The following is a 17,555-nucleotide window of genomic DNA, read 5'->3' on the forward strand; positions in this document are numbered from 1 at the left end:
GGCTTAGCTGTGGGTGCTGCTGTTTTTGCTCGCATCATTTGCAGCGAATGGTGCGCCAAGAGTTGATTAACCAGCCTCTTATCTGGTATTTTCCGCAGCGAAGCGAAGGACGCAGGAATGTTGGATCTCCCCGGATAAGAGCATGAACCTTCGTTGCACAACTGCATCATTTACGGTGGCCGTTAGATCACATGGCTTTGATGTCTTGTGCCATCTCGCCTCCAGCCTACGCCTCATATGATGTTCTTGTTCATCAGCTCGCAACGTTGTTAGCGGCTTCCTCCAGACCATTCCTTACGGATTGGCCCTTGCCATTCACTAGTAGTTAGCCTTTAATCGTTTAAGATTGATTTAAAGGTGACCTTCCTACAGGGGACTTTCACCCCATAAATTCAATGCCCATGCCGGGCGTACACAAGAAAATTAAACGTCGAGTATTAGCCTCTAATACCTCATTTAACACTGTTCAAACATACTCACCAACCAACTACTCTTCTTAGCATAAACCAAAGGAGAGTTTCACATGACCTCAACTATTTTACTATCAGAGCTTCCACACTTAGTAAGTTACCCACAAACACTATCACCATTATCTAACACTGGATTTCTACTATTCTTAGGACTGGCTCTGCTAAACATTACAGTGCTCTCCATTGCTATCATCAAACAGTAATTCAGTTTTTTTACATTTCATTTTTTTGCTTTTCTTGAAACCAAGTAATACCCATAGCTAAGCCATATATTGTAATAAAGGGAGCAATATATTAACGAATCTAAACAGATATTTAGTCAGCATGACTATTTTATTTTATGCATTCACCATATCAATATTGACTTTGATAACAGCCAACAAGAAAAGCTATGCAGAACTCAGCTCTAGAAACCCAACATTTATTTTTTTAATACCTTGATAGTCTAAATTGATTTACCCCAAAGCACATTTAGCTTGTTCAGTATAAGTAAGCTATTAAAAGCCTAGATACCTTTTAGATATACTAAAAAGTCGGTAGCAAAGGATACTATAAAACTCTAACAACACAATAAATGTACTATGTATACATTGTTTATGCTTTCCAAGTATTGCCTAAAGGTATTCATTTCATCCGACTTTTTAGTAAATGATCGCTAATTGAATTGTGAATTAGTCACAGTTTTAAAATAAACATTTCCAGTATAATTTGTTCACACAGACAGCATAGACTCTGTCACTTGACTAATAAAAGCTTCTACTCACAATCATCTTATACTTGTGCAAAACAATTGATTTCTCAGCAAAAACAAAAGCTCATCACAGTTTTATGCTGACCTAACACTACCTATCAACAGTATCAACATCATAAAGCACCTATGGAAAGCAAAAAAGTAACAACCAACAAGGAAACAGAAGCAAACTACCATGAAGATAAAGTCTGTTTTCGTCATGGAATTTATCAAGCACAGCAATCAAACAAAAAAACCAACAAAAATCCTACATTTATTAACACGCTTATCCAGTCTGTTAAAGACTGGCTCTATAAATAAAACCAGTCCTTTACAACTTGAAATATCTCACAAATATTTTTTTGGGCTGAACTTACTATCCACTCAAAATTGCGACATACAAACATCTACATTTAACAAAAAATAAGTCTGCACTGGTAATAAAATAGCTTTTCAAGACTTTATTCACGTTATTTATGCGACAATTCGTTATCATTATTCCGGACCATTTGAAATAAAAACACTAATTCTTAACACAATCCAACTACGAAATTGCGCATATATCATGGAACATTCAGAATTACTCAACACATTTAAAGCCATCATTGGGAACAGCTACTCTGGCTGGCATGATGAGAATATGTATGCTGCGGCTCGATTTCTACAAAACTTGTCGCCAGAAGATAGGAACTTTTTAGCAAATACAATTTTAAATAAGCCTAAATACTGGCAGGAACGTATTGCTAAAGTCATGCATCAAGCTACTTATAACGAGCGCATCACAATCCTAACAAGACTCCTTCACTCTCAGTATCTTGATGTAGCGCTCATTGCCGCATCTGCTTTAGAAAAAGCCCATGCCGTACTTGAAGAAGATGAGAAGAAGCGGGTAGCTGAAATATTAAGTGGCTTGCACTTACACCCGCACCATATGGGGTACTATACTCAGCTTGAAGGCTTCCTAGAGCGCCTCGAAAGAGCCTGAGGTTCTTTCGAGACAGTCAATGATATAGAAAGATAGCGATAATTTCTTAAGTTATAGATCCATAAAGTCTATTACCATAAATTATCTAGCTGATAAGCGCTCGCTCTTTTTCTACTGCAGCAATAAATGCATGACCGGCTTCTACTGTATCAGTCACCTCCTTGACTGGTTGTACGCTTGAGTCGTCAAATGCTAGCAGTGCATTTATGACTTCAATACCATACTCTGCATCAACCCAGCTAGCATACATTTGGCTTAGCTCATGCGTAGCATAAACAGCCCCCTCTAAGCTACACACCAAGTCCGTTTCACTCATAGACATCTCTAAGTTCATCTCCAGTAAAGTCTGTTGAGTGGTTTTCTCTTGCAACCAGCAAGTAGGAGACAAGTTGGTTCCCACACTCGATGCTAGCCATAAATCATCTAAGCAGACTCTCTGACCATTCACTCTAATCGGTATATTTCTTAATCTCAGCATCTGTGTGCTCACAACCTTTCATCACATAAATAAAGTGATCAAATTAAAATAATAAACCTGTTTTATTTCAAGTATTACATTCAACTCGTATTTTCTTCATGTCATCAAATCACCAGTGATGTGATAACAAGTCAACACACAACACATAAAATTTGTTAATATGGTCCGCTTGGAGGTAAAGAGGAATGTATGTCTTCAGCAAACTTCTAACATTCAACCCCATATACAAAGAATATGGGGTTGTCAGTAAAGAAAGCAGGCTGGCACATAGCGACTTACCTCATAATGAGTAATAAGTCTTAAGTGTCGCTATAACTTGAGAGTCACTCTAGTTAAAGCGTCATTCGAGAAAAAACATAGATTCTGCAAGTAGGGTTAAACCGTCTTTGTCTGATTAAAATATGCTCGCATTATTTTTTAGCTCATTTCATCAGTGGTTTTTCGATAGGTGAAAAAGCCTACTCACGAAGGGCCAGGAATATCATCTTATGAATGCTAAAAAAGTAACTTTAGAGGACATATACAGGCAATGAAAAAACAACCACTAGAAAGTTAGTTAATATCTATGGAAAAAACGACAATCACTTTGCCTTCCGCACCGCTCTGGCGAAGAGTAGCAGCGATGTTTTATGACGCTTTGCTGCTGCTTGCCTTAGCACTACTTACAACTGGCTTATATTTATTTCTCCTTGCACTCATTTTAGGCGCAGAAGAAGTTAAAGCGCGATCAGCTCATAGTGGCTTTGACCCACTACTTGCTTCCATACTCTTATTTGTCTTATTTGGATTTTTCGCCAAATTTTGGACCGTGAGTGGCCAAACCCTTGGTATGCAAGTCTGGCGGGTAAGAGTACAAAATCCTGATGGCTCTATGATTCGATTAAACCAGTGCTTGCTACGCTTTATGATCGGGATGGTATCACTTGGATTAGGAGGGTTAGGCTTTTGGTGGATGCTAGTGGATAAAGATAAAAAAACCTGGCATGACCGCTATTCCATGTCAAACGTGGTATTACTACCTCCCAAACCAAAAAACAGCTCAAAAGTTAAGTAGCTTATTGCGCTATCTTTTTACTGGCCGTCAACCGCTAAGAACACCAACTCCTAGCCCTATAGTCATTAAGCAATTGGGCTAGGAATGGTGAGGAAATAACAGAGCATCGTGAAGTTTGGAATTAGCCAGCCCGGCGTAAAAGAGCACTTCCAATCACGATACAAATCACAATGGGTGCTAAGATGGCAAACAGTGGGTGAAAACCAAACACTAAACTAGATGGCCCTAATAAGTCTTGTAAAATACTAAACATCAACCCGACAACAACACCAGTAAAGACTCTCAAGCCCATCGTCACAGTCCGCAAAGGACCAAAAATAAATGAGATACCAATAAGCACTAAGGCAATCACTGCCAAGGGTTGCATAACCTTTCGCCAAAATGCCAATTCATATTCTCCAGCGTTCAAACCTTGTGCTTTAAGATACGCAACATAAGTATGAAGTCCTTGTATGGCTAAATCGTCAGGCTTAACAACCACAACATTTAACAGCTCTCGGGAAAGTGAAGTTTTCCACTCTAACCTTGGGAGTGTGACCGTTGTGATCTGACCATCCTCAAATTTATTTAGGGTTAAATTCTGCAAAACCCAGTGATCGCCTTGATAAATTGCTTGCTCAGCAAAGCTCGACTCCAACAGCTCTCGCTGCTTATTAAACTTCATCCGTGTTACACCATGCAGCTTACCATTAGGCTCCACAGCGTTAAAACGCATGAACTCGTCACCTTCTCGGTGCCAAAGTCCCTGCTGAGAAAAGCTCTGCTTACCATCACCACTGCGTGCAATAGCTCGTCCACTATCAGCAAGCTGCTCAGTTAATGGGGCAACATATTCTCCGATTGCTAAACCAACACAAATAAGCAGCAGGGTTGGCTTTAATACTGCAAATAAAATGCGTGTCAGCGATACACCAGCAGCACGCATAACGGCCAATTCACTATTGCTGGCTAATGCTCCTAGCCCCACTAAACAACCGATCATGGCTGAAAAGGGTATAAATTGATAAATGCGCTTTGGTATCGTTAATAACGTATATTCCAACACTTCTGCCATCTGGTAATTGGCCCGCATACTTTCTAGCTGGGCGACAAAGCCAAACAGTGTATCCAGCGCAACAATGATTAATAAAACAACCAGCACTGCTCCAAGCACATGACGACCAATATAACGATCTAAAAGACGCACTGGCTTAACCCTCCTGCGCTATGGGCTTCGTTTTACGCTTTATCATACGTGGTAAGTTATCTTTACTAAGAAGCAACCACGCAACACCAATAAATATAAGATGCGCAGGCCATAACACAGGGAAAGAACTCACTTTACCGTCTTCAATTGCCCCTTTCAGACCTATGAGCAGCGCAAGATATAGCAAGTAGATTAATACCGCAGGCAGTAGTTTCAAAAAGCGTCCTTGGCGTGGATTTACTTTACTAAGAGGGACGGCTAGGAAGGTAACTACCAAGACAATTATTGGAAGCGAAAGGCGCCACTGTAACTCTGCCTGGTGTTCTGGTTTATCAGAGTGCCATAAGACACTTGTTGCGATTGCTTTTTCTTTGGGGCTTTCTTTGGTTACTTTACTTTCAGGCATCTTGATGCCGTATATCTTGTACTTCGTCACTCTATAATCAGGTTGGCCAGGTGTGCCATCATAACGATAGCCATTATGTAATACCAAGTAACGTGCACCTGTTGCATCATCAATTTGCTGAGTACCTTCCTCAGCAACCAAAACCGTCAAGCGTCGTTTAATATCATCAGGGTTACTGTGAGAGATAAAAACATTGCGCATTCGTTGCCGGTCATCAAACAGTTCTTCTGTATAGGTTACACGCCCTGCACCTTCTTGCCCCTGAAAACGGCCAGGAACCAAAGTTTCAAATTCAGTCATCGCATCCTGTTGAGCAAAAATATTTTCAACATGGTTTGCACCCCAAGGACTGACCACAATTCCCATAAATCCCACTAAAATGGCAATGAGCAGCGCAGGAATCATGGTCATCTTAAGAATCTGGTTTTGGCTAACCCCACAAGCGGTTAATACAGCCATCTCGCTTTCTACATAAAGACGGCCATAGGCAAGCAATATGCCTAAAAATAAGCCCAGTGGTACAATCAACTCTAAAAAACCTGGCAACCGGTAGCCCATAATGGCAAATAAAAAGTCCGCCCGTAACTGCCCTGTAGCAGCTTCTCCCAAATAGCGGATAAATCGGCCACTCATAATGATCAATAACAGCACACCACTGACGGCTGCCATTGTATAAACAACTTCTTTTGCCAAATACCGAAAAATAATCAACGGCTGACGCCCTTTTCTATAACTGATTCTATAACCAAAAAAACCAAGAACACGGACTTTGTAGTACAGTTACCCTAAATAAAAGGGTAAAAAATACAGACTTAGATGCTTAGTACATAAGTACAAAACCTCTGAGTCTATGGCCACCAAGAACTATACCTGAGACCTCAAAGAGCGATAAAAGTTACGCTACTCAAGCTATTTACCCACTTTTAGTCCACCCAAAAAGTGTACGCTTGTTTTCACTCTTTTGGCTTAAAGGGATAGATTTGTGAACTAAGGAAACTAACTGATACACTAGGTCGCCAGAAGTGTGAATGTTTTTGCAGCATTGTTCAATACAAAACATAAGAAATCTCACTACTCTTCGTTCATTATCTGCAAAGCTAATCACACCTACGTACTTTTAGCATGCCCCACAGAAGATGGTTTACCACCATCATGAAGGGGACATATCCTGTGTACTGACTTATCAATAATGGAGTATTCATGGATTTCGTTACCAAATCCACTCACCCCAGTGAACAAAATACAGATTGTTTAGTGACCGCTGTTTTTGCTAATCGCTCTTTATCCACTACAGGTGAAGCACTAGACCAGGCGAGTGAAGGATTTTTAAGCCAAGTATTAAAGCAAGGCGATATGACAGGTAAACCAGGAGAAGTACTCCTGCTACCTCATGTACCTAACATTACAGCAAAACGTGTTTTATTAGTGGGTGCAGGTAAAGCAGAATCCTTAACCCCTAAAAAATTCTTTTCCATTGTCAATAGTGCTATTAATACCTTGCTGAATACCGCAAGTAAAAATGCCGTAATCACTTTAGCAGAGGATTTATCTGTAGCTGGTCATGATGCTTATTGGAAAACACGACACATTATTCAAGCTATTGGCCACCAAAGTTACTCATTTGATCAGTTTAAAACAGATAAAAAAGCACTAAAAAAATACGCGCTCACCAAAGTTACCTTCTGTCACAGTGACAAAGATGAGCAGCAAAGCCTGAAACAAGCCTGCCTGCATGGTAAAGCCCTTATCAAGGGTATCTATAAAGCCAAAGACCTTGGCAATCTTCCTGCAAATGTCTGTACACCACGTTATTTAGCAAAAGAAGCAAAAGCGTTGGAGAAAGACTTTAACAATGTTAAAGCCACAGCATTAACTGAAAAAGAGATAAAAGCTTTAAATATGGGCGCCTTTCTTTCAGTAACGGCTGGCACAGAGGAGCCCCCTCGCCTTATCGTTGTTGAGTATAATGGCGGCAAAAAAAACCAGGCGCCTTACGTATTAGTAGGCAAAGGAATAACCTTTGATAGTGGTGGTATCAGCCTGAAGCCTGCGGCTAACATGGATGAAATGAAATACGACATGTGCGGGGCTGCCAGCGTAATGGGCACCTTACGTACCATTGTTGAACTTCAATTACCCATTAATGTGGTAGGCATTATTGCTGCGGCAGAAAATCTTCCCAGCGGTAAAGCCACGAAGCCAGGCGATATTGTCACTTCAATGGCAGGCCTTACGATTGAGATTCTAAATACAGATGCAGAAGGACGCCTAGTTCTTTGTGATGCACTAACCTATGCAGAGCGCTTCAAGCCTGCAGCAGTGATTGATATTGCCACCCTGACAGGGGCTTGTGTCGTGGCACTGGGTGCACATACCTCTGCACTTTGCAGCAACAATGATGAGCTTGCCAACCAGCTACTTGATGCAAGTCAAACTGCTTATGATCGAGCTTGGCAGCTTCCTCTGTGGGAAGATTATCAGGAGCAGCTTGATAGCCCATTTGCCGATATGGCCAACATCGGTGGTCCCAAAGCAGGCACCATCACTGCCGCCTGTTTCTTATCTCGCTTTACCAAAAGTTACCCTTGGGCACATTTAGATATTGCAGGTGTTGCTTGGACAAGTGGTGAGAAAAAGAATGCTTCTGGACGACCTGTTCCTTTGTTGACGCAGTATCTTATTGACCAAGCCAACTAGCCTTTTCTACTAGGGCCTGTGAACACTATTTGAGCTAGGCGAAAAAAGAGTCTTCGGCAGTGATGAGTTCAAATAGTGTTCACAGGCCCTAGCTAAGCAAAATGGCTATTTTGGCCTCAAGTCACTAAACTATACATCACGTGTACCCAAAGCTGGTGTTTCGTGCTTATGGGTATACGGCTGATGCAAGCTCACTCAAATACAATGCTTCATGAGTATCGAGCACTTCAATTCTTTCAGTCTTTTCCTTGCCACAAATGAGTAGTAATAGTTTTTATGCCTCGAGTTGATTTTTATATTGTCCAAGGCACAACACAGGATGCCCAATGGCAGTTTGCTTGCCGACTTATTGAAAAAGCTTACAAAATGGGGCATCACATTTACGCACATTTAAATACGCAAGCTGATGCTCAACTTTTTGACCAGCTTCTGTGGTCTTTTCGCCCTGATAGTTTTATTCCACATCATATTCTTGACGCACAAAGTCCGCGTACCAAGGACAATAAAGTGGCCATTGGCTGGCAAAATCCTCCTCATCCCCCTTATGATGTTTTAATCAATTTAGCCAACACGATTCCTGAAGCATTTTCACATTTTAACCGTGTCTCAGAAATCGTTTATGGTCATGAAGAAAGTCGCAAAAACTCTCGTAAGAACTTCATGATTTATCGTGAAAGTGGTTATCCTTTGCACACACATGACTTACGAAAAACGATGCGAGAATGACTAAGCTCAAACCATCCAGAGAAAAAACAGAAGCCTTAATTCATGACCTTGAGTCAATAAAAAGCCTTTTGGATGATGAACAACCTACTTTTCCTCATACATCAGCGGCACCCGCTTTCAATCTGGTCAGTGCAAACGCTGAAATAGATAACTTGAACCACGCTAGCGAAAAGGACAATAGTGGTGAAACTGACCTCTTTTTTGTCTCTGAAAGCCTGGTGTTTGATGATGATGGCGCATCAGTCCAGCGCTATGACGATAATATTCCTATTCTGGAAGATATCGCAGAAACCAATTATCAAGCTGATCAGCAAAAAACGCCTGAGTTACAAGAAATACCTACACTCAATGGATCGATAAACCCATTTCTTCCTGCAGAAACTTTAGATAAACTTAGCTCCCCTAAATCTACCTCGCTTCAACAAGAAGCAGAACAACATAAACAGGCTATTTTTACCGAAGTGTCACAAGCAGAGTCGTTAAACCAAGCTAAAAAAAATAAACTAAAGCGCGCCTTAGAGTTAGAAAGCGAGCTTATTTTACAAGAAATTATCGATGAATATATTCCACAAATAGAAGCTGAGTTTCATAAGCGGCTACGCTCCCAAATACAGCAGATTGTAAACCGGTTCATGGATAATTAAGCAAACTCACCGTTAATACATACTTTCTGGGTATTACTAGTCCCCTATTTCTACTAGTAGGTTCACTTTACGTTGGTTATCACGCTTTAGTTTTACTAAAGCCATTGTATTTAACTATCAACTCGATAAGCTATTCCACTCCATTACCCGTATATACCCCCATAACTATTTTAAAAGGTGTCGCACCAAGTAAAGACACGGCAAAATCAGCGAAAAAGCGGAGTTCATAGCTTATAAATGAATAATTTATGCTGATATTTAACGCAGTATTTGCATGTGCCACAGTTTTGCAGCAACCTCTTTAGCTGGAGGGGACGGGTATACTCATGTTGAGATGATTAAATCTTAAACTTTTTTTAACGCTACACTAAATAAGACACCATCTCTGAACGAATACTGGCACGCAAACCACTCCCCTATGTATAATCAGCGGTTTGCATTTCTGGAAAAACGGTGAGTTTAGACACAACCATGGAAAAGACCTACCAACCACACGAGATTGAGCGCTCTTGGTATAAAAACTGGGAGGAGAAAAACTACTTTGCACCCAGTGGTAAAGGTACATCCTATACCATCATGATCCCTCCTCCCAATGTCACAGGCTCACTGCATATGGGCCACGCCTTTCAGCAGTCCATCATGGACGCATTGACGCGCTATCGTCGTATGCAAGGATATAACTCGTTGTGGCAAGTGGGTACCGACCACGCAGGTATTGCAACGCAGATGGTGGTGGAGCGCAAACTCGCCGCTGAAGAAAGTAAATCTCGCCATGACCTTGGTAGAGATGCTTTTATTGAAAAAGTATGGGAATGGAAAGAACAGTCAGGTAATACCATTACCCGACAAATGCGCCGTCTGGGTAACTCTGTTGATTGGGAAACCGAACGTTTCACCATGGATGAAGGTTTCTACAATGCAGTACAAGAAGTATTCATCCGGCTGCATGATGACGGTTTGATCTATCGTGGTAAACGACTGGTCAATTGGGACCCGAAATTACACACAGCCATTTCCGACCTTGAAGTTGAGTCTACTGAAGAACAAGGTAGCCTTTGGCACTTCCGTTATCCACTCGTAGATGGCGCTAAAACACTAGATGGCAGCGACTTTATTGTAGTTGCTACGACTCGTCCAGAAACCATGCTGGGTGATACTGCAGTTGCTGTAAACCCTAAAGATGAGCGTTATCAGCATCTTGTTGGCCAGTATGTTGAACTACCTGTGGTAGGTCGTCGTATTCCAATAGTTGCGGATGACTATGTTGACCGCGAATTTGGAACCGGTTGCGTAAAAATCACCCCTGCTCATGATTTTAATGACTACGACGTGGGTAAGCGTCACCAGCTGCCGCTGATTAACGTCATGACGATCAATGCAAACATTCGTGAACATGCGGAAGTCTTTAATTTAGATGGTACAGTTAACACAACCGTTACGAATGTTATTCCAGAGCAGTATCACGGTCTTGACCGCTTTAGCGCTCGCAAAAAAATCGTCAAAGAATTTGATAACCTGGGCTTTTTAGAAAAAATTGAGCCACACACATTGAAGACTCCTCGTGGTGATCGCTCAGGTGAAGTTATTGAGCCACTACTTACAGACCAATGGTTTGTAAAAATCAAACCACTGGCTGAACCTGCAATTAAAGCGGTTGAAGATGGAGATATCCAGTTCGTACCCAAACAGTATGAAAACATGTACTTCTCCTGGATGCGCGATATTCAGGACTGGTGTATTTCCCGTCAACTGTGGTGGGGTCATCGTATTCCTGCTTGGTATGACAATAATGGCAATGTCTATGTAGGTCGTTCAGAAGAAGAAGTTCGCAGTAAATATAAGCTGGCTGCTGATTTAGCGTTAAGCCAGGATAATGATGTACTGGACACCTGGTTTTCCTCAGCGTTATGGACCTTCGGTACCCTTGGCTGGCCAGAAAATACAGCGCGTCTACAAACATTCCACCCAACTGACGTCTTAGTAACCGGCTTTGACATTATTTTCTTCTGGGTTGCCAGAATGATTATGATGACAATGTACTTTATGAAAGACGAGCAAGGTAATCCGCAGGCTCCCTTTAAAACCGTCTATGTCACCGGCTTGATTCGTGATGAAAATGGTCAAAAAATGTCGAAAACCAAAGGTAACGTATTAGATCCTTTGGATATGATTGACGGCATCAGCCTAAAAGACCTGTTGAATAAACGTACTGGCAATATGATGCAGCCACAACTTGCAGCGCGTATCAAGCAAAGTACACAAACACAGTTCCCTGAAGGTATTGCGGCTCACGGAACGGATGCGCTGCGTTATACGCTGTTCTCTCTTGCTTCAACAGGCCGTGATATCAATTGGGATATGAAGCGACTAGAAGGCTACCGCAACTTCTGTAACAAGCTATGGAATGCAGCACGTTATGTATTAATGAACACAGAAGGCCAAGACTGTCGTCAAAATGGTGGTGAAGTTGACTACAGCCTGGCAGATCGCTGGATTGTATCTAAGCTTCAGCATACCGAAAAAGCCGTTTGCGATGCGATTGAATCCTACCGCTTTGATTTAGCCAGCCAAGCTCTTTATGAGTTTATTTGGAATGAATATTGTGACTGGTATTTAGAGCTTTCCAAACCTGTGCTGTGGGATGAAAATGCCACAGAAGAACAATTGCGTGGTACACGCTATACCTTAGTGCGCGTGCTAGAGGCTATTCTTCGTTTAGCGCACCCTTTCATGCCATTTATCACTGAGGAAATTTGGCAGCAAGTGCGCTCACTGGCAGGTAAAGAAGGCGACACTATCATGTTGCAACCTTACCCCGCTTGTGACCCCAACAATATTGATGAAGCCGCGGTTGCTGAGTTGGAATGGGTAAAAGGTATCGTTGTTGCGATTCGTACCATTCGCAGTGAGATGAACATTAAGCCTAGCGCTGAAATTAGTGTACTGCTTAATAATGCCACTGAATTGGATACAAAACGTTTAGGCAGTAATTATACCTTCCTCAAACGATTAGCTAAGTTGGCCGATATTCAAACCTTACCTACTGGCAGCAAAGCACCTGATATGGTCGCAACAAAACTGGTGGGCGACTTGGAAGTACTTGTTAACATGACTGACCTTGTTGATAAAACCGCTGAAATTGCTCGCTTACAAAAAGAAATTGATAAGCTAAGCAAAGAGCAAACCCGGTTAAACAACAAATTAACCAATGATAACTTTATTAGTAAAGCACCTGCTGTTGTTGTTGAAAAAGAGCAAAATAAACTGAAAGAAGTTGAAAATGCTCTACAAAAATTCGCTGAGCAACTCAGTAAAATGCAACAATTGTAGATACTAATTCAGAATTATCTATTTAAATTGCTTGTAAAAAAATAAAAGGCAGCGAAAGCTGCCTTTTTTATGGATAAAAATTGTTAATTGTCACAACAACATCCAAAGTGTATTAAACGATAATTTTAACGCCTGACTGATTGCCGCTGACTCAATCACAACAGCTGTAGGATAGTTGCCTTCCTGTAGTGATATCATGGCACACTTTGGTGGATATATAGCAACATAACTTGCTTGCCCTCCAGCATCACCATCATCAATCCATTTTCGTTCTGAGAGTGGTGCATCTTCTCCCCCTTCCCCAATAGCAATGGCTCTAACGCGAATATTGCGTTTTACACGCTGTAACGTGTAATGAGGAAATGGGCGATAAAGATATTTACGGATAGCTTTCGAGGAATAGACATCGTAACTTCTAGATTCACTTTTATCAGCAGTATTCAAGATATCTTTTAGTACGCTTTCTATCCCATCATCACCCTCATAGTATTTAACTTGTGGGGAGCCGGTATCTGAACGCATACGATTTAAATCAGGAATAACGTCATGAACCAACTGTCGTGTTGCTGATCGAAGTTTTTCCTGCTTGTCATTTGCTAACTCTATAAGCTTCTCTGGTGACTCGGCACAAAAATGACGTCGTTTACCTTTTGGGTAAAAGCTAACGATACCACGTTTTAGTAAATTTTTAAGAATTTCATGGGTAGTCCCTCGGTTAATACCCGATTGCTCTGCAATATCACGAATAGAAGCTGTACCTAGCGTTAGTAGTGCACAGTAAATATCCACTTCACGCGCTTCAAAATCCAGTTGTGCTAATACCTGTTTAATATTCATATTTGTCAATTTTCTGCTGACAATTGCTCTATTCGCTAAATTATCCTTTATATATCATTCTTCAGCAATACTAATGTCAGTAAAGGAGTGACAATCAATGTGTGGTGTATTTGGTTATATTGGTAAAAACAATGCAGTAACAACCGTTGTCCAAGGTTTAAAACACTTAGAATATCGAGGCTATGATTCCTGGGGTTTAGCAATTCCAATCAAAAACAATGTTGAGGTTTATAAAACACTAGATCCACTTTATACGGCAGATACAGTACCTATCGACTTCAAAAGTACAATCGCGCTAGGCCATACCCGCTGGGCTACCCATGGAGCTGCCAATATGACTAACTGCCATCCCCATGTATCGACATCCAAGCAATTTGCCTTGGTACACAACGGTATTGTTGAAAATTTTCAGATGTTAAAAACACAGTTAAAATCACTAAATATCAATTTAATCAGCGATACGGATACAGAGGTTATTGTTCGCCTCATTGAAATAGAACTCAACAAAATAAAATCAGTAGATAACTTCTGTGAAAAAAGCCCAATAACCGCTGATGACTATCAGGAAGCATTAAGTCGTGTATTTAAAATGCTTAAAGGGCGTAATACCCTTGTACTGATTTGTGCAGGTCTCAATCTACTGCTTGGTATAAGAAATGGATCGCCGCTGATAGCTGGTATTATCTCAGATCACGCCCATCACCAAGATAGCTATAGTGAACTTTTTATTGCATCTGACTATTATTCCTTTGCAAAGTATACCAATACTTGCTTGCTCCTTGATGATTGGCAGCTGATTCGCTGCGAGCAAAAAAATGTTAGGGTTATTGACTTAAAAACTAATGAGACAATACCCAGCAATTGGCAAGTATTTGAGCGCCACTCGTTAGAACTCTCTCGAGATGGCTTTTCTCACTTTATGTTAAAAGAAATTCAAGAACAGTGGGCAACCCTAACCAAGGCAACTGCAATTGACCCACTGGCACTCGAAAAGCTTATACATGCCATGAGTCAAGCACAAAATATTTACATCACCGGAGCCGGTGCCGCTTTTTTTATTGGTGAGCAAATTGCTTCCTTGTTACGGGAAATAGCTGATATTTTTGTTACCTCTGTTCCTGCTTATGAGGCACAAAGTAATTTACCTACTATGCAGGCTGGTGATGTGCTTATTGCAATTAGCCAAAGTGGTGAGACGGCTGATACCCTCCACTTTATTGAACAAGCCAAACAAAAAAATGTGCTTATTGCCAGTGTCGTTAATATGCCTGGGGCGATGATGTCAAGGCTTTCTGACTTCCCATTTTTAAGTTCTGCCGGCCCTGAGGTCTGTGTATTATCGACCAAAAGCAGCACTTCTCAATTAGCCTTTGGTTACTTACTTGCACAAACAATTATCGATCAATATGAATCAGCAAAATACAATATTGACCGGCTCTCACACCAGTTAAGTCACTATTTTACTGATGATAGTCTACAAACCATCGCAGATTTAGCCAAAACAATCACGGGTGAACATATTTATTTACTAGGCAACCAACAATTTATCGGTGCAAGTAAAATTGGTGCACTAAATATAAAAGAAGCCAGCTATATTCATGCGGAAGCCTTTGCTGCTGGCGAATTAAAACATGGCGTCATTGCCCTAATCGACAAAGGCACTCCCGTTATTTGTTTTATGAATAAACGCAACGAAGACTATATGACAGCCATTGCATCAGAGGTAAAAGCACGTGGTGGGATGATCATAGGCATTAGCGAACAACCTAATGAACTATTTGATCATATGATCAGACTCCCCTCACCAGATAACCCCGCGAATGTAATCAGTCATATCATACCCTGCCAGCTACTCGCTTATTATCTGGCAACCCAAAGAGGATTAAATCCAGATAAGCCACGAAACCTTGCAAAAAGCGTTACGGTCATATAAAACTAACAAGGTATAGTAATTCAATTTCATGGTAAAGGCTGCAATACAGCTAAACCATTATACGTCAATTAAGCAAGCTTCAGTACATTTATTCTTAATGAAAAAAGAGCCACCGACACAACAAAACTGGTTTGTTTACCTTATTGATTCAGATGCTGGTCTTTACTGTGGCATTACTACCAATGTTAATAGGCGCTTTAGTGAGCATTTGTCAGGGAAAGGCGCTAAATTTTTTCGTCGCGCCGCTCCTAAGCAAATAGTCTACGTTGAATGTTGTGCTAATCGAGCAGACGCAAGCCAACGAGAAAATCAAATAAAACGTCTAACTCGTAAACAAAAGTTACAGCTCATTGCAGACACTCAATGACATGACGTCCAAAATAATCACATTTTAAAGCTAATATACCCTTCACGAATCATTTTTAGGGTTTGTTGTCAGCGCTCTTGACCACCAAGAATGGTGGAAATGCAGTTTATGCATAATGACATGGATGTCATATAGTAGAGCAATGCAGGAGCTATTGCCGAGGAGCATTTAACTGCCACCCCAATCACCTATAATATAGGCTCATGAGGCTTCGCCACTCGATGGCCACACCCTTGTGCCCTTGGGGTATAAAAACCCTTCGTATTGGGTATAACATATGGGTACCTCAAAATAGTGGTTTTTTACTCAACAGATAACGGACTATCTGCTTGAACTCCACTCAAACAAGGCAAAGTATTCGGTGATTGCGTGCTAGAGGCATGATAATGATACACTTTGAATGGAAAGTCTTTTGTAATACCCATATGTCCACGACACTGGTCCAAATCCATAGGCTCTTGTCCGTTTACATCAAGGCTCGCATAAATAGGATAACCATCCATAGCAAAACCAATCAATCTATTGGCTGTTTGAGGTACGTAAAGGCAACGTACATCATGTATTTTATGTGTTAATAGAACATTATTAATAGTTTCAGGAAACATATGAAAGTGATAATAACCAGATGGGTCTTGATGACCTCCACAGGGATCTACAGCCGGTAAATCACCTACCGGTCCCTGACTACCATCTGGCATCTTAGGTCCATTAACGATTGAAGGTGCAGGACCATTAATAGGTACTCCATACACTGAAACACCAACGAGACTCAACACATTATCAATAGGGCTAGGTTCTTCTCGTAGCATAGGCCTAGCAGGTATTAAATATTTTAACTTCAAACTATAGTCAGCATCGGCTTCTAGGCAATACTTCTTCGTTCTATTTTTTTGGTGAACAACATCATCAGGATGAGCTATACGAACCCTGCCGTGATTATCGACAATATCAAATCCATCTGCTTCCATTGCCATCAGTAATTTACGATTAATCGGTTGCAACCCAGGACTGCTAGCACCATCGTAATCATAAATCCCCCCAGTTTGGTCAATACTTTTGGGACAATAAGGACCTTCCGGTAATGGGCTACTCATAAAAATAAGCTCTATACAGGTAGCCGTTTTATTTGTCTCCAAGGTGCACTCTTTAAAGTCAAAAGAAATTAGACTCGCAATGTAATGAAAGTCATGCGGACTCATAAAGTTTGATGTCATGTACTCATTTTTTGAGTAACATGTGTTTGGCAAGATAATAAAAATAATTAATGTAAGTTCAATTTTAAACAAAGACTGCAACATAATAATTTTCACTTATTTAAAGCTAAGCCGACATCGGTAACTTCTACAAAAAAAACACTCTCATATTTCTTAACAGCCCCCACTTTAGCATCTAATCATGACAACAAAAAAACTCTGCCTGCCATTATTAGCAAAACAAAAAAACAGCATTTAAATGTCGCAAAACCTCTCAATCTCATTACAAAATATTTTCTAAAAAACACCAAATCATTAACTTATTAACTTTTATTTCTCATCAAACTCAACTACTTTAAACAGAAACTTAGTTATGATTTTTTAGACTAAGTCAACCCATAAAAACTATAAATATACCCATAGCGTTTGAGAATTAGGTTTAATCTTTTGATTTAACAAGGGAAATTGTATATCCTTTGCGACCATGAAAGGATTTTGGCTCACAGAAGAAGAATTAAA

General features: G+C 40.7%; 14 protein-coding genes. 9 read left to right on the plus strand and 5 right to left on the minus strand.

Translation table 11 applies throughout. From position 1 onward, the window contains the following. The first annotated feature begins 1,347 nt into the window (after positions 1-1,347). Both F607_RS34200 and F607_RS0118350 read left to right on the plus strand, forming a co-directional pair. On the plus strand, positions 1,348-1,521 hold the full coding sequence (locus F607_RS34200) for a hypothetical protein (RefSeq protein ID WP_157365524.1): 174 nt from the start codon (positions 1,348-1,350) through the stop codon (positions 1,519-1,521). A gap of 244 nt (positions 1,522-1,765) precedes the next feature. Continuing rightward, the gene (locus F607_RS0118350) at positions 1,766-2,185 is read left to right on the plus strand and encodes a hypothetical protein (RefSeq protein ID WP_027709260.1); all 420 of its coding nucleotides are present in this window, start codon (positions 1,766-1,768) and stop codon (positions 2,183-2,185) included. 85 nt (positions 2,186-2,270) lie between these two features. Here the strand turns inward: F607_RS0118350 and F607_RS0118355 are convergent, their stop codons facing one another. Then, positions 2,271-2,663 (minus strand): hypothetical protein, encoded by a 393-nt coding sequence (locus F607_RS0118355; RefSeq protein ID WP_038291788.1) that lies wholly within the window; start codon positions 2,661-2,663, stop codon positions 2,271-2,273. Between the two features lie 565 nt (positions 2,664-3,228). On the opposite strand from F607_RS0118355, the gene F607_RS0118360 reads away from it, so the two are divergent. Then, complete coding sequence (locus F607_RS0118360) at positions 3,229-3,717, plus strand: RDD family protein (protein WP_027709262.1); 489 nt, start codon at positions 3,229-3,231, stop codon at positions 3,715-3,717. Between the two features lie 121 nt (positions 3,718-3,838). Here the strand turns inward: F607_RS0118360 and lptG are convergent, their stop codons facing one another. Both lptG and lptF read right to left on the minus strand, forming a co-directional pair. Further along, on the minus strand, positions 3,839-4,903 hold the full coding sequence (lptG, locus tag F607_RS0118365; protein WP_027709263.1) for an LPS export ABC transporter permease LptG: 1,065 nt from the start codon (positions 4,901-4,903) through the stop codon (positions 3,839-3,841). Between the two features lie 4 nt (positions 4,904-4,907). Further along, positions 4,908-6,020, minus strand: coding sequence for an LPS export ABC transporter permease LptF (gene lptF, locus F607_RS0118370; protein WP_027709264.1), 1,113 nt, complete (start codon positions 6,018-6,020; stop codon positions 4,908-4,910). A gap of 489 nt (positions 6,021-6,509) precedes the next feature. On the opposite strand from lptF, the gene F607_RS0118375 reads away from it, so the two are divergent. The 4 genes from F607_RS0118375 (at position 6,510) to F607_RS0118395 (ending at position 12,706) form a co-directional block, all read left to right on the plus strand. Further along, positions 6,510-8,006 carry a leucyl aminopeptidase gene (locus F607_RS0118375; protein WP_027709265.1) on the plus strand — a complete coding sequence of 499 codons (1,497 nt, stop codon included), beginning with the start codon at positions 6,510-6,512 and terminating at the stop codon, positions 8,004-8,006. Positions 8,007-8,282: 276 nt separating this feature from the next. After that, positions 8,283-8,732 (plus strand): DNA polymerase III subunit chi, encoded by a 450-nt coding sequence (locus tag F607_RS0118380; RefSeq protein WP_027709266.1) that lies wholly within the window; start codon positions 8,283-8,285, stop codon positions 8,730-8,732. Further along, complete coding sequence (locus tag F607_RS30400) at positions 8,729-9,376, plus strand: hypothetical protein (protein WP_038291789.1); 648 nt, start codon at positions 8,729-8,731, stop codon at positions 9,374-9,376. The genes F607_RS0118380 and F607_RS30400 overlap by 4 nt, the downstream gene beginning before the upstream one ends. A gap of 471 nt (positions 9,377-9,847) precedes the next feature. Then, positions 9,848-12,706 (plus strand): valine--tRNA ligase, encoded by a 2,859-nt coding sequence (locus F607_RS0118395; RefSeq protein ID WP_027709267.1) that lies wholly within the window; start codon positions 9,848-9,850, stop codon positions 12,704-12,706. Between the two features lie 90 nt (positions 12,707-12,796). Here the strand turns inward: F607_RS0118395 and F607_RS0118400 are convergent, their stop codons facing one another. Then, the gene (locus F607_RS0118400) at positions 12,797-13,543 is read right to left on the minus strand and encodes a TrmB family transcriptional regulator (RefSeq protein ID WP_027709268.1); all 747 of its coding nucleotides are present in this window, start codon (positions 13,541-13,543) and stop codon (positions 12,797-12,799) included. Between the two features lie 97 nt (positions 13,544-13,640). On the opposite strand from F607_RS0118400, the gene glmS reads away from it, so the two are divergent. Beyond that, on the plus strand, positions 13,641-15,476 hold the full coding sequence (glmS, locus tag F607_RS33000) for a glutamine--fructose-6-phosphate transaminase (isomerizing) (protein ID WP_051311616.1): 1,836 nt from the start codon (positions 13,641-13,643) through the stop codon (positions 15,474-15,476). Between the two features lie 28 nt (positions 15,477-15,504). After that, a complete protein-coding gene (locus F607_RS0118410) occupies positions 15,505-15,843 on the plus strand; it encodes a GIY-YIG nuclease family protein (protein WP_230400434.1) in 339 nt (112 codons plus the stop codon). 302 nt (positions 15,844-16,145) lie between these two features. On the opposite strand, the gene F607_RS30410 is transcribed toward F607_RS0118410, so the two are convergent. After that, positions 16,146-17,057 (minus strand): YHYH protein, encoded by a 912-nt coding sequence (locus tag F607_RS30410; RefSeq protein ID WP_169719819.1) that lies wholly within the window; start codon positions 17,055-17,057, stop codon positions 16,146-16,148. Between the last annotated feature and the right edge of the window lie 498 nt (positions 17,058-17,555).

The organism is Zooshikella ganghwensis DSM 15267 (assembly GCF_000428585.1).
Classification (GTDB): Bacteria; Pseudomonadota; Gammaproteobacteria; order Pseudomonadales; family Zooshikellaceae; genus Zooshikella; species Zooshikella ganghwensis.